A 13489-nucleotide genomic window follows, 5' to 3' on the forward strand; every position below is an offset into this window, starting at 1 on the left:
AGCTCGGCGGAAAGAAGATCGACGAGATCGACCACAACGCCGGCTGACCGAACCGGGCCCCGTCGGGGCCGCGGACCGGCGCCCGGCGCCCCGGCCGAGCACGGCGGCGAGGCCACGGCCGTACGGCCGTGGCCTCCGCTGTAGGGGCGCTCTGCTCCAGGGGTCTGCGGCCGAGCGGCGGGGTGCGCTCCGGCCGATGGAAGCCGCCCCGCTCTCTTCGCGGCGATGGCAAGGCGGCGGGGCGCCCGGGTTCCACCACTCCACCGGCGCCATCGGCACCGGTTCCCTGTGGAACGACCTGCGTGCGTCCGACTGAGGTTCTCGCAGAATCGGTGGGGTGGCCGTCGCTCTGCGACGGATCCGCCGGGGCGCCTCTCACCCTCCTCCCGCCGCTCTCCCCCCTCAGTCCTGGTCCCAGCCGGCACCGTCCGGGGTGTCCAGCCATACGCGGTGGCGGCCGTCGGCGGACACGGTCAGCCCGAACCGGTCCGGTCCGGGCCCGCCCAGTGAGCGCCACTCCTCCTGGGCGGCCTCCACCTCGTCCCACAGCGAGCGCGGTCCGGCCTGCTCGGCCCGCCACGCCGTCCCGGCGGGGACCACCTGGGCCCAGGACCGTCCGTCGTCGGAGGCCAGCCAGAGCCGGCGCCCCGTCCCGCCGGGCGCCGGGCGCAGCCCCATCCGCCACCGGGGCACCATCACGGTGACCGGGAACGCCGTCGCGAACCGGGTGAGCGGGGCGATGGGGTCGCCGCCGTGCAGCAGCCGCGTCTCGTCCGGCTGGGCTTCGGCGGAGGGGGCCGCCGCGGGCGGCGGGCGCTGGGAGCGCAGCGGCATGAACCCCAGCCCGCCCAGGAACGGCCCGCTCGCCGACCCGTCCCCGTGCACGGTGAGCCGGGCCAGCACCCCCGCCCCCTCCATCGCCGTCCAGGGCAGCACCACCAGCCCGCCCGGCACGGTCTGCTCGATCCACGCCCGCGGCACCCGGGTGGCGGCGCAGGTGGCGACCACCCGGTCGTAGGGGGCGCCTTCGGCCAGGCCGTGCTCCCCGTCGCCGTGCACGGTCCGGGGCGAGCGCCCCGCGCGCACCAGGCCCGCCCGCGCCGCCTCCAGCACCTGCGGGTCGATCTCCACGCTGGCCACGCGGTCGTCGCCGAGCCGCGCCGCCAGCAGTGCGGCGGTCCACCCGGTGCCGGTGCCCACCTCCAGCACCCGGTCTCCGTCCCGGAGCCCGGCGGCCTCCAGCATCCGCGCCACCACGCCCGGGGCCGAGCAGGAGGAGGTGGGCACGCCTTCGCCCCGGTCCGCATCGCCGTCGTCGATCCGGGTGACGATGGGCGCGTCGGTGTAGGCGGCCTCCAGCCACCGCTCGGGGGCGCGGTCGGCGTCCAGCGGTGCCCCGGAGGTGGTGACCGCGCCGTGCAGGGGGACGAAGAAGTGCCGGGGGACGGAGCGGAAGGCCGAGACCAGTCGGCGGTCGCTGAGCGCCCCTGAGGCGGTGAGGGAGTCGATGAGCGCACGGTGGCGCCGCGCGGCGCTGAGCATGGCGTGTCGTCCCCGTGGGTTCGCGGCACAGGGGCGGCCGGCGGCCACCCGTCCCATGGTCCCCGGAGCGGGCGCGCCGGTAAACCCGTGGCGGCTAGTCTCGGCAGAGTCGGCAAGCGATCCGAGGAGAAGTGGGCAAGTGAACCCTGGCGGCGGAATGGACATGCAGGCGCTGCTGCAGCAGGCGCAGCAGATGCAGCAGCAGCTGATGGAGGCCCAGCAGGAGCTGGACGAGGCCCGCGTCGAGGGCTCGTCGGGCGGCGGCCTGGTGACCGTGACGGTCAACGGCCGCGGCACCGTCGAGGACGTGAAGATCGCCCCCGACGCGGTGGACCCCGAGGACGCGGCGGAGAGCGCGCAGACCATCGCCGACCTGGTGCTGGCCGCGGTGCGCGACGCCGAGGCGGCGGTCGAGCGGCTGCAGCAGGAGAAGATGGGACCGCTGAACGACGCGCTGGGCGGGATGCCGGGCGCGGGCGGCGGCATGCCGGGCCTGCCCGGCATGTAGCGCCGAGGGCGGGGCGGCCCGGAGCCCCCGGCGGCCCGGGCCCCTGCCGCACACCCCTCCTGCGGAGCGCGTCCGGCGCGCGCCGCCCGGGAGCACGCCGTGCGCGTCCTGGGCTACGGTGGGAGGGCGACAGCTGCGACACCTTGGGTAGGCGATGTACGAAGGCGCGGTCCAGAACCTGATCGACGAGCTCGGGCGACTCCCCGGCGTCGGTCCCAAAAGCGCGCAGCGCATCGCCTTCCACCTGCTCGCCGCCGAGCAGGCCGACGTCAAGCGCCTGGTCGACGCCCTGGTCGATGTCAAGGACCGGGTCCGCTTCTGCGAGGAGTGCGGCAACGTGGCCGAAGAGGAGCGCTGCCGCATCTGCCGCGACCCGCGCCGCGACGAGGCCGTCGTCTGCGTGGTGGAGGAGTCCAAGGACGTCGTGGCCATCGAGCGCACCCGCGAGTTCCGCGGCCGCTACCACGTGCTGGGCGGAGCGATCAGCCCCATCGAGGGGGTGGGCCCCGACGACCTGCGGGTCAAGGAGCTGATGACGCGGCTGTCGGACGGCCGTGTCACCGAGCTGATCCTGGCCACCGACCCCAACCTGGAGGGCGAGGCGACCGCGACCTACCTCGCCCGCCTGGTCAAACCCATGGGCCTGAAAGTCACCCGCCTGGCCAGCGGGCTGCCCGTCGGCGGCGATCTGGAGTACGCCGACGAGGTGACCCTCGGCCGGGCCTTCGAGGGCCGCAGAAGCCTGGAGTTCTAGGTCACATTCGCGGGCGCTCCGGCGGCCGGACCGCCGTGGCCGGCGCCGCGTCGACCGAGTTGGCGGGGTCGTTTCGCCGGAACCGCGAATAAGGTCCCGCAATCCGGGTAAACCCTGCCCTCGGTGCCTTTCTGCCCAGGTGGGAGGGCATCTCCCACCCCCCGTACCGCTCGCTACACTCCATTACTGATCACCGTGAATCCCAATCCTCAGGAGCGCCGACCGTGGCATTGATCGTGCAGAAGTACGGTGGCTCCTCCGTCGCCGACGCGGAGGCCATCAAGCGGGTAGCCCAACGGATCGTCGCTCAGAAAAAAGCGGGATACGACGTGGTCGTCGTGGTCTCGGCGATGGGCGACACCACCGACGAGCTGCTCGACCTGGCCGAGCAGGTCTCTCCGCTGCCCCCCGGGCGCGAGATGGACATGCTGCTGACGGCCGGCGAGCGCATGTCGATGGCGCTGGTCGCCATGGCCATCGGGAACCTCGGCTATGAGGCCCGCTCGTTCACCGGTTCGCAGGCCGGCGTCATCACCACGTCCCTGCACGGAAACGCCAAGATCATCGACGTCACCCCCGGCCGCATCCGCGAGGCCCTGGACGAGGGCTCGATCTGCATCGTCGCCGGCTTCCAGGGCGTTTCGGAGGACAGCAAGGACATCACGACGCTGGGCCGCGGCGGTTCGGACACCACCGCGGTGGCGCTGGCCGCCGCCCTGGAGGCGGACGCCTGCGAGATCTACAGCGACGTGGACGGCGTGTTCACCGCCGACCCGCGCATCGTGCCCGCGGCGCGCCGCATCCCCAAGATCTCCTACGAGGAGATGCTGGAGATGGCCGCCAGCGGCACCAAGATCCTCCACCTGCGCTGCGTCGAGTACGCGCGGCGGTACAACATCCCGCTGCACGTGCGCTCGTCGTTCAGCCAGAAGCCCGGAACCTGGGTCGTCTCCGAAGTCGAGGAAAGCGAAGGCATGGAACAACCGATCATCTCCGGCGTCGCGCACGACCGCAGCGAAGCCAAGATCACCGTGGTGGGGGTCCCCGACCGCGTCGGCGAGGCGGCCACCATCTTCAACGTGCTGGCCGAGGCCGAGATCAACATCGACATGATCGTGCAGAACGTGTCGGCGGCCTCCACCTCCCGCACCGACATCTCCTTCACGGTCCCCGACTCCTCCGGCCAGACCGCCATGGCCGTGCTGAAGAAGGTCCAGGAGAAGGTCGGCTTCGAGTCGCTGCGCTATGACGACAAGATCGGCAAGGTCTCGCTGATCGGCGCCGGCATGCGCTCCTACCCCGGGGTGACCTCGCGCTTCTTCGACGCGATCGCCGGGTCGGGGACCAACATCGAGATGATCTCCACCTCGGAGATCCGCATCTCCGTCATCGTGACCGAGGACCAGGTCGACTCGGCCGTCGCGGCGGCGCACAGCGAGTTCCGGCTCGACGCCGACCAGGTCGAGGCCGTCGTCTATGGAGGTACCGGCCGATGAGCAACCGTCTTCCCACCCTGGCCGTCGTCGGTGCCACCGGCGCCGTCGGCACCGTGATGCTCGACATCCTCTCCACCCGGGAGAACGTCTGGGGCGAGATCCGCCTGGTCGCCTCCCCGCGCTCGGCGGGCAAGCGCCTGACCGTGCGCGGCGAGGAGGTCGAGGTCCAGGCGCTGTGCCCGGAGGTCTTCGACGGGGTCGACGTCGCCATGTTCGACGTGCCCGACGAGGTCTCCAAGGAGTGGGCGCCGATCGCCGCCGAGCGCGGCGCGGTGGCCGTGGACAACTCCGGCGCCTTCCGGATGGACCCGGACGTGCCCCTGGTGGTGCCCGAGGTCAACGCCGAGATGGTGGCCCAGCGCCCGCGCGGCATCATCGCCAACCCCAACTGCACCACCCTGTCGATGATCGTGGCGATCGGCGCGCTGCACCGCGCCTACCGCGCCACCGACCTGGTGGTCGCCTCCTACCAGGCCGCCTCCGGCGCCGGCCAGGAGGGCATCGACACCCTGCGCGACCAGATGTCGGCGGCCGCGGCCGACCGCACGCTGGGCGAGCGGGCGGGCGACGTGCGCTCCGCCGTCGGCGAGCTGGGCCCCTTCCCCGCGCCGCTGGCGCTGAATGTGGTGCCGTGGGCCGGGTCGCTCAAGGAGGACGGGTACTCCTCCGAGGAGCTCAAGGTCCGCAACGAGTCCCGCAAGATCCTGGGCCACCAGGACCTGCGCGTCTCGGCGACCTGCGTGCGCGTCCCGGTCGTCACCACGCACGCGCTGTCCGTGCACGCCACCTTCGATCAGGAGGTCGACGCCGGCAAGGCGCGCGAGCTGCTGGCCTCGGCCCCCGGCGTGGTGGTGCAGGACGACCCGGCGGCGGGCGAGTTCCCGACCCCGGCCGACGTGGTCGGCACCGACCCGACGTGGGTGGGGCGCATCCGCCGCTCCATCGACGACCCGCGCTCGCTGGACCTGTTCCTGTGCGGGGACAACCTGCGCAAGGGCGCCGCGCTGAACACGGCGCAGATCGCCGAGGTCGTCGCCCAGGAGTTCGTCCAGGGCTGAGGCGGATCCCGCCGGCATCCGGGGCCCGGCCCGCGCACCGCGCGGGCCGGGCCCGTTCCGGGCCGCTCGGCGCCTCCCCTCGCGTTGATCTCGGGGAAGTCGGCCTTATCAGGGCCCTGATAAGGCCGACTTCCCCGAGATCAACGCGAGGGCGCACCGTTTCTCAGGGCAGGCGCCAGCGCGGCCGGGTCAGGCTCAGCCGGTACACCAGCCGGCACTGGTCGGTGGAGCCGACCAGGTCGGAGGTCTCCACCGGGCGTCCCTGGCAGTAGTGGGTGCGCTCCACCACGAGCATCGGCCGCCCCGGCGGCAGCCGCAGCGACGTCGCCTCGGGCTCGCGCAGCGGCCGCACCCCCACCTCCTCCACGACCCGGTCCACCGACACCCCGGCGCCGGCGAGCCGGTCCAGCACCCCGGTGTCGGGGGCGTCCGCGGGGGAGCGCAGGGTGCCCCGGGTGAGGGAGGTCGGCTCCCAGGCGGTGTGCACCGCCACCGGCTCGCCCTCGGCGGTGCCGACGGTCAGGGTGCGGAAGACCGGTGTGCCCGTGCGCAGCACCAGCCGCCGGGCCACGGGGTCCTCCGCCTTCTCGGTGGCCACGTCGCTCTCGGCGGGGTGCAGCGGCCCCACCCCCGCGCCGGAGGCGCGGTCGGTGCGCGGGAAGCGGTGCACGTTGGGCAGTGAGCGCACGAAGTACCCCGCACCGGGGCGCGCCTCCACCAGGCCCTCGCTGACCAGCAGCCGCAGCGCGTGCCGGGACACCTGTTCGCTGACGTCGTAGATGCGGGCGAGCCGGGAGCGGGAGGGGAGGCGTTCACCGGGCCCCAGCTCGCCGGAGAGGATCGGCCGGCGCAGCAGCTCGGCGACCCAGACGTAGCGCGGTCGCGGCTCCACGGCTACACGGTTCCCGGTGCGGGCCCTCCCGGTGCGCCCCCGAGGTTTCTCAGGGCGAAGTCCAGCTCGGCGGACATGTGCCGGATGCGTTCCTCCACCACGAAGGACCCGTGCCCGGCGTCGAACCGGTACACCTCGTGCGGTTTGCCCAGCTCCCGCAGGCGCTCCACGTAGTTCTCGATCTGCCGGATGGGGCAGCGCGGGTCGTTCTCCCCGGCCAGGACGAGCACGGGCGCCCTGACGTCGGAGGCGTAGGTGATCGGGGAGGAGGCGGCGTAGAGCTCGGGGACCTCGTCGGGCGAGCCGCCGAACATGGAGCGGTCGAAGGCGCGCAGCGCCTCCATCTCGTCGGCGTAGGCGGTGGTGTAGTCGGCGACCGGCACCGCGGCGATGCCCAGGGACCAGTCGTCGGGGCGCACGCCCAGGCCGAGCAGGGTCAGGTAGCCGCCCCAGGAGCCGCCCTCGAGCACCAGCCGGGCGGGGTCGGCCAGGCCGGAGGCGACCGCCCAGTCGCGCACGGCGGTGATGTCCTCCAGCTCGGTCAGGCCCACGCGGCGCTCGATGGCGTTGCGCCAGGCGCTTCCGTAGCCGGTGGAGCCCCGGTAGTTGACCCGGACGACGGCGAACCCGTGGTCCACCCAGGCGGCGACGTCGGAGAAGAAGGCGTCGGTGTCCTGGGCCTCGGGGCCGCCGTGCACCAGGAAGACGGTGGGGTAGGGGGCGGTTCCGGCCTCCGGCTCGGAGACCAGGGCGTGCACGGTCCCGCCGGGGCCCTCCACGTCGACGTCGCGCACCGGGACCGAGGGCGGGGCGGCCGTGCCGGGCGGGGTGAGCACCGTCTCGCCGCGGGTGTTGCGGATGACCGGGGGCAGCTGGGAGCTGGACCAGGAGTACTCGACGGTGCCGTCGGGCCGCGCGGCGGCGGCGCTGACCATGCCCGGGGGTGTTTCCACGGGCTCGGTGCGGCCGGCGGCGGGGGTGTGCAGGTGCAGCCGCGAGCGGGCGCGGTGCTCCTGGACGATCAGCAGCTGCTTGCCGTCGGGGGTCCACTCGGCGGAGAGCTCGCCGGGCAGGTCGTCGAGGCGGACCTCCAGCTCGTCGCCGGTCTCGGGGTTCCACAGCAGGGGTTCGGTGCGACCGCGCCGCTCGTGCAGGACCAGCAGCGCGCCGCCGCCGGGGGAGAAGCGGCCGGGGTACAGGGCGCGCCCGGGGCCGTCCCACAGGTCGCCGACGGCCTCGGCCCGCGGCCCCTCCGCACCGCCGGAGCCGTCCAGCCGGTAGACGCGCACGGCGGTGTACCGGGAGTCGCCGTGCTCGCTGTGCGCGATGGCGAACAGGGAGCCGTCGTCGGACATCCCGGCCAGGTAGCCCTCTTGGCGGTGGGAGTACAGGGTGGCCGGGGGCGCGCCGGGGCGGCACAGGTGGACGCTGAAGCCGTCGTCGGTGGAGCGGCCGATCAGCGCGGTGCCGTCGGCGCCCAGCGCCAGCCCGGCGGGGTAGGAGGGGGCCAGGCCGGGGGCGGCCTCCTCGTCGGGGCCGCCGGTGAAGGGGCGGCGCATCCATACGCCGAACTCGTCGCCGTCGGTGTCGGCGAACCACCACACCCAGGCCCCCGTGGGATCGAGGGAGCCCAGCTCGGTCCCCTGGGGGCGCGCGGTGGCCTGGCGTTGCTCACCGGTCGCGCGGTCCCAGGTGTACAGCTCCCACGTTCCGCTGGAGTTGCTGCGGAAGAGGGAACGGTCCGGGGCCTCACGGGCCCAGGAAGGAAGACTGATCCTGCCGGCTCGGAACCGGTCCTGCCAACGCTCGCCCATGATCCCCAGTAAAGCAGTGGACTTGTGCTGATTGGGGGCGAATCCACGAGTCGACTTGGCCACTCTTGGACGAATCGGCATGGGAAGGGCGCCACCGTAGGAAAACGGGTGGCGGGAGTGGGCGTTGGTGCCAGGGAGGTGGAACACCGGGGTCAGGGCCGTGTTCCGCACACGCGGCGCACGGTACGGACGAGGAAGGGCGCGAGTGCGCGTGCGGCGGCCACGGTGGCGGGGAAGAGGGGCAGGGCCCGCGCGGATACGGAGACCGCGGGCGTTCCGCCCGCCCCGCTCAGGGGCCGCCGGGCCCACGGCCCGAAGGGGAGGACCAGACGGGGGGCCGCGGCGGCCGCCCCCCGGTCGGGGCCGCAGCGCCGCCGAAGGGCCCGGGTGGGACCGGGCGTGCAGGCCGGGCCCGGCCGGGGACGTCTCGAGAGGGCGCTGCCAGAGAGGGCGTTGCGTCCTCCGGTGCGCGCTCTCCGGCTCCTCGGCGCCGTGCAGGGCCGTGCCTTCCCGCGGTCCATGCGCGCTTCCCGCGGCCGGGTAGCCTTCGGCGGATGAGAGTAGCGATTATCGGGCTCGGCGACATCGCCCGGAAGGCGTACCTGCCGACCCTGGCCGTGCGCCCCGGTGTGGAGCCGGTGCTGATGACCCGCTCGGCGGACCGGCTGGCCGAGGTCGCGGCCGCCTACCGGGTGCCCGACCGGAACTGCTTCACCGATCTGGGCGCCCTGCTGCGCCGCCCTCCGGAGGCCGCGTTCGTGCACGCCGCCACCGACGCGCACGCCGAGCTCCTGGAGGCGCTCATCGACGCGGGCGTCCCCGCCTATGTGGACAAGCCGATCGCCCCCGGGCTGGAGGCCGCCGAGCGGGTCGTCGCCCGCGCCGAGCGCGCCGGGGTGGGGCTGATGGTCGGCTTCAACCGCCGCTACGCGCCCGGCTACGCGGCCGCCCGGGAGCGCCCCCGCGACCTGGTCTTCCTGCAGAAGAACCAGCAGGGCCGCCCCGACACCCCGCGCCGGGTGGTCTTCGACGACTTCATCCACGTGGTGGACACGCTGCGCTTCCTCGCCCCCGGCGGCACCGAGGGCACTGCGGGCACTGAGGAGGCCGAGGTCTCGGTCGACACCCGGGTGCGCGACGGGGCGCTGGAGCACGTGGTGCTGCGCCTGTCCGGCCGCGGGTGGACCGCGATCGGCGCGATGAACCGGGTGTCCGGCGCCAAGGAGGAGCGCCTGGAGGTCTCCGGCGGCGGCGGGAAGTTCACCGTCGTGGGCCTGGGCGAGACGATCGAGCACGACGGGGTGCAGCGCACCGAGCGCAGGGGCGACTGGACGCCGGTGGCCCGGCAGCGCGGCATCGAGCAGATCTGCACGGCCTTCCTGGACGCGGTGGCGCAGGGCGCTCCGCTGGACGCGCGGGACGCCCTGCGCACGCACGAGCTGTGCGAGCGGATCGTCAGCCGGGCGGAAGGTCGCCGTCCAGACGGCGCATGAGCATCCCGTCGGCCAGCATCAGGCGGCGCACCAGCGCCTCGTCGTAGTCGGCCAGACCGGCGTCGTTGAGCACCCGCATGTGGACGGGGTGGGGGAGCACATCGCGCGGGTGGACCTGGCCCACCCCCTCGGCGGCGTCCGGGGCGGCCGTGAAGCCCTCGGGCACCTCGCACGGCTGCAGCGCGCGGAAGACGTGCAGGTGCAGGTGGTAGCCGACGTCGTCCCCGCCGCCCCGGAGCTCGTACAGCCCGGTGGGCGCCATCGCCCCCGGGCGCACCCCGGCGGTCTGCTCGGAGGTGCGCCGGGCGGCCTGCTCGGCGCTCTCCCCGGGGGCGGTGCGGCCCCCGGGCAGGGTCCAGTGCCCGGCCTGCGGGCCGCGGGCGCACAGGACGAAGGTGAGCGTCCAGTCCGGCCCGGGGATGATGGCGGCGGCCTCCACGGCCGGCCCCGCCGGGCCGTGAGGGGGGTAGACGGTCGACATTGGTCCGGTTGTCTCCTGGTCGGCGCGGTGGTCGGCGGGGCACGCGGCTGAGCACGGGTTCCGCCGCTGACCACCATCGCGCATCCGCCGCACCCGGCGCCACCTGATGCGGACGACCGGCGGGGAGGGGAGGGGCGAACCGGGAGGGAACGCCCGGCCCCCGCGCGTGGCCGCCCCCTCAGGGGCGGCCCGCACGCGGAGGCGCGGACGGGGCGCGCCCATCAGACCCGGTGTTTCACGTGGAACGAGGCGGGCGCTCCATGCACCAGGTGGTCGGGGCGCCTGCGGGCAGGTCGACCTCGGCGGTCACCTCGAACCCGAGCCGGCGGTACAGGCGCACGTTGGACTCGGTGGCGGTCTCCAGGAACACCGGTGCGCCCGCGGCCTCGGCGGCGCGCAGCCCGGGTTCGATGACCGCGCGCCCCAGGCCCTCGCCCCGGCGGTCGCGGCGGACCCCGACCGTGGCCAGGAACCAGCACGGGTGCTTGGGCCGGTGCGGCTCCAGGGCCGCGTCGGCCCGGCCGATGTCGGCGAGCCGCTCGCCGTAGAGCCCGGCCAGCTCGGGCGAGGAGAACAGGTCGGGCGGGATCTCCACGTCCGGCACGGTCCACACCGAGGCGGCCGCGTTTCCGCCGGCCGTCCACACCCGCCCGTAGGGCAGGCCGACCTTCTCGGCGAAGTAGCGCTGCAGGCCGCGCAGGCGCTCGCGGTGGTCGTCGGCGGGGACCGCCCAGCGGGTCCACGGGTAGTCCGTGAAGGCGTCGGCCAGGGTGTCGGCGATCGCCGCGAGGTCGGCCTCTCCGGCCGGGCGGGCCGGGGCGGCGTCGGCGCCCTCTCGGTCCTCGTGCGGGGCGGACGGAACGGTCATGGGTCGGTGCGCTCCAGGGCGTCTCGGCGTCGGCGGCGGCGCGTCCGGTGACGGATCGCGCGGGGACCCGGGGGCCCACCCGACGATGCTGCCGTCCCGCCCCCGGATTGTCGACGGATTTGTCCGCGCGCCGGGGCGGGGGCGGTCCGAGGCCGCACAGCGCCGCGGGGGGCGGAGATCCGGGCCCGTTCCGCCCGGAGAACGCGCGGGGCGCCCCGGCCGTTCCCCGGCCGGGGCGCCCCGCGAAGGCGTGCGGCGAGCCGCGCTACAGGATGATCCGCATCGGGCTCTCCAGGACCTCGGCGAGGTCCTTCAGGAAGGCGGCGCCCACGGCGCCGTCCACCGCCCGGTGGTCCACCGACAGCTCCAGCGCGATGGTGTTGCGCGCGACGACCTCGCCGTCGTGCACCACCGGGGTGGGCTTCATGGCGCCCACCGCCAGGATCGCCGACTCGGGGGTGTTGATCACCGCCGAGAAGCTGTCGATGCCGAACATGCCCAGGTTGCTGACGCTGAACGTGCCGCCGCTCATGTCCTGCGGCTTGAGCTTGCCGTCCCGCGCCTTGCCCGCCAGGTCGCGGGTGCGGGCGGAGATGTCGGAGAGCGTGGCCGTGTCGGTGTCGTGCAGCACCGGGACGACCAGGCCCTCGTCGATCGCGACCGCCACGCCCACGTTGACGCGGTGGTGCTGGAGCAGCCGGCCGTCCTCCCAGGAGCGGTTGACCTCCGGGTGCGCCTTGAGCGTGGTGGCGGCCGCCTTGACGATCAGGTCGTTGAAGCTGATCTTGGTGCCGGTGTCGGCGAGCTGCTCGTTGATCTGGGCGCGGAAGGCCTTCAGCGGCTCGGCGTCGATGGTGCGGCGCAGGTAGAAGTGCGGGGCCTGCTGCTTGCTCTCCGCCATCCGGCGCGCGATGGTCTTGCGCATCTGGCTGACCTTGAGCTCCTCCGAGCCCCGCGGGTCCTCCGTGCCGGCCTGGGCGGCCTGGACGGCCGGGGCCGCGGCGGGCGCGGCCGGAGCCGCGGCCGGGGCACCGGAGGCGGCGCGGTCGCGGGCGGCCTCCACGTCGGCCCGGACGATGCGGCCCTTGGGCCCGCTGCCCTCGATCGCGTCGATGTCCAGGCCGTACTCCTTGGCCAGGCGGCGGGCCAGCGGAGAGGTGCGCGGACGGGCCGGGCCCTCGCCGTCGGCGGCGGGCGCCGGTGCGGCCGGTGCGGTCTCGGCCGGCTTCTCCCCGGCCTGCTCCGAGGCCTGCTCCGCCCCCTGCTCCGAGCCCTGGGCCGGGGCCGCCGGGGCGCCTCCGGCGTCGGGGGCCTCGGCGTCCGGGGTCTCGCCGATGAAGCCGATCACGGCGCCGATCGGGACCGTGTCGCCGGCCGATACGTACTGTTCGACGAGGTAGCCGTCCTCGTAGGCCTCGTACTCCATGACGGCCTTGTCGGTCTCGATCTCCACCAGCACATCACCGGAGGCGACCTTGTCACCGACGTTCTTGGCCCAGGAGCTGATGACGCCTTCCTCCATGGTGTCGGAGAGGCGCGGCATGTAGATCTCAGTCATCAGAGCTTTCCCCTCAACCCACGCGCCGGCCGACGGCGTCCAGGGTCTCCTTGACGGCGGTGGTGATCGACTCGACCGACGGCAGGGCGGCGGTCTCCAGCGGCTTGGCGTAGGGCATGGGGACCTCCGCCATGGCCACGCGGCGCACCGGCGCGTCCAGGTAGTCGAACGCCCCCTCCTGGATGGAGGCCGCGATCTCGGCGCCGATGCCGTAGGTGAGCCAGTCGTCCTCGCAGATGACCGCGCAGCTGGTCTTGCGCACCGAGTCCACCACGGTCTGCCGGTCCAGCGGGCGCAGGCTGCGCAGGTCGACGACCTCGACGCTGATGCCCTGCTCGGCCAGCTGCTCGGCGACCTGGCCGGCGACCATGGCCATGCGCGAGTAGCCGATGAGCGTGATGTCGGTGCCCTCGCGGGTGACCTTGGCGCGCCCGATCTCGGCGACGCTCTCGTCGCCGTCCGGCACCTCGCCCTTGGTGTTGTAGAGGCCGAGGTTCTCCAGGAACAGGACCGGGTCGTCGTCGCGGACGGCCGCGCGGAACATCGAGGCGGCGTCGGCGGGGGTGCTCGGCGCCAGGACCTTCAGTCCGGGGACGAAGGAGTAGTACAGCTCGATGTTCTGCGAGTGGGTCGCGCCCAGCTGCTGGCCGCCGCCCCCGGGGGTGCGGATGACCATGGGCACGGGGGTCTGGCCGCCGAACATGCCGTAGATCTTGGCGGCGTGGTTGACGATCTGGTCGATCGCGATGAGGGAGAAGTTGATCGTCATGAGCTCGACGACGGGGCGCAGCCCCAGCATGGCCGAGCCCACGGCGGCGCCGACGAAGCCCTCCTCGGCGATGGGGGTGTCCCGGACGCGCTTCTCGCCGAACTCCTTGAGCAGCCCTTCGGTGATCTTGTAGGACCCCTCGAAGACGCCGATCTCCTCGCCCATGACGAAGACGTTCTCGTCGCGCAGCATCTCGGCGCGAAGGGTGTCGCGCAGGGCCTGGCGGTAGGTGATGACGGACATGTCCCGCTCTCCT

Annotated in this window: 12 protein-coding genes; 5 read left to right on the forward strand and 7 right to left on the reverse strand. The window is 74.0% G+C overall.

Annotated elements, in window-relative coordinates:
- Window positions 1-402: 402 nt before the first annotated feature.
- Window positions 403-1542 (reverse strand): methyltransferase domain-containing protein, encoded by a 1140-nt coding sequence (locus C892_RS0121250; protein ID WP_017558830.1) that lies wholly within the window; start codon window positions 1540-1542, stop codon window positions 403-405.
- A gap of 157 nt (window positions 1543-1699) precedes the next feature.
- On the opposite strand from C892_RS0121250, the gene C892_RS0121255 reads away from it, so the two are divergent.
- From C892_RS0121255 to C892_RS0121270, 4 genes are all read left to right on the forward strand, one after another.
- A complete protein-coding gene (locus C892_RS0121255; RefSeq protein WP_017539560.1) occupies window positions 1700-2050 on the forward strand; it encodes a YbaB/EbfC family nucleoid-associated protein in 351 nt (116 codons plus the stop codon).
- Window positions 2051-2204: 154 nt separating this feature from the next.
- Window positions 2205-2804 (forward strand): recombination mediator RecR, encoded by a 600-nt coding sequence (gene recR / locus C892_RS0121260; RefSeq protein ID WP_017558831.1) that lies wholly within the window; start codon window positions 2205-2207, stop codon window positions 2802-2804.
- A gap of 224 nt (window positions 2805-3028) precedes the next feature.
- Window positions 3029-4300 (forward strand): aspartate kinase, encoded by a 1272-nt coding sequence (locus C892_RS0121265; RefSeq protein ID WP_026124535.1) that lies wholly within the window; start codon window positions 3029-3031, stop codon window positions 4298-4300.
- Window positions 4297-5358 (forward strand): aspartate-semialdehyde dehydrogenase, encoded by a 1062-nt coding sequence (locus C892_RS0121270; RefSeq protein ID WP_017539557.1) that lies wholly within the window; start codon window positions 4297-4299, stop codon window positions 5356-5358. Before C892_RS0121265 ends, C892_RS0121270 begins: the two co-directional genes overlap by 4 nt.
- A gap of 163 nt (window positions 5359-5521) precedes the next feature.
- Here the strand turns inward: C892_RS0121270 and C892_RS0121275 are convergent, their stop codons facing one another.
- Window positions 5522-6250, reverse strand: coding sequence for a GntR family transcriptional regulator (locus C892_RS0121275; protein ID WP_017558832.1), 729 nt, complete (start codon window positions 6248-6250; stop codon window positions 5522-5524).
- Between the two features lie 2 nt (window positions 6251-6252).
- The gene (locus C892_RS0121280) at window positions 6253-8064 is read right to left on the reverse strand and encodes a S9 family peptidase (RefSeq protein WP_017558833.1); all 1812 of its coding nucleotides are present in this window, start codon (window positions 8062-8064) and stop codon (window positions 6253-6255) included.
- Between the two features lie 554 nt (window positions 8065-8618).
- On the opposite strand from C892_RS0121280, the gene C892_RS0121285 reads away from it, so the two are divergent.
- On the forward strand, window positions 8619-9557 hold the full coding sequence (locus tag C892_RS0121285) for a Gfo/Idh/MocA family protein (protein ID WP_026124536.1): 939 nt from the start codon (window positions 8619-8621) through the stop codon (window positions 9555-9557).
- Here C892_RS0121285 and C892_RS0121290 read toward each other — a convergent pair.
- The 4 genes from C892_RS0121290 to C892_RS0121305 form a co-directional block, all read right to left on the reverse strand.
- Window positions 9520-10038: an NUDIX domain-containing protein gene (locus C892_RS0121290; protein ID WP_017558835.1), complete on the reverse strand. Its 519-nt coding sequence runs from the start codon at window positions 10036-10038 to the stop codon at window positions 9520-9522. The genes C892_RS0121285 and C892_RS0121290 overlap by 38 nt on opposite strands.
- A gap of 235 nt (window positions 10039-10273) precedes the next feature.
- Window positions 10274-10906, reverse strand: coding sequence for a GNAT family N-acetyltransferase (locus tag C892_RS0121295; protein WP_017558836.1), 633 nt, complete (start codon window positions 10904-10906; stop codon window positions 10274-10276).
- A 265-nt stretch (window positions 10907-11171) separates the two neighbouring features.
- Window positions 11172-12464, reverse strand: a complete 1293-nt coding sequence (locus C892_RS0121300) for a dihydrolipoamide acetyltransferase family protein (protein WP_017558837.1) — start codon at window positions 12462-12464, stop codon at window positions 11172-11174.
- Window positions 12465-12477: 13 nt separating this feature from the next.
- The gene (locus C892_RS0121305) at window positions 12478-13476 is read right to left on the reverse strand and encodes an alpha-ketoacid dehydrogenase subunit beta (RefSeq protein WP_017539550.1); all 999 of its coding nucleotides are present in this window, start codon (window positions 13474-13476) and stop codon (window positions 12478-12480) included.
- Window positions 13477-13489: the final 13 nt, after the last annotated feature.

It is taken from the genome of Nocardiopsis baichengensis YIM 90130 (assembly GCF_000341205.1).
Classification (GTDB): Bacteria; Actinomycetota; Actinomycetes; order Streptosporangiales; family Streptosporangiaceae; genus Nocardiopsis_A; species Nocardiopsis_A halophila.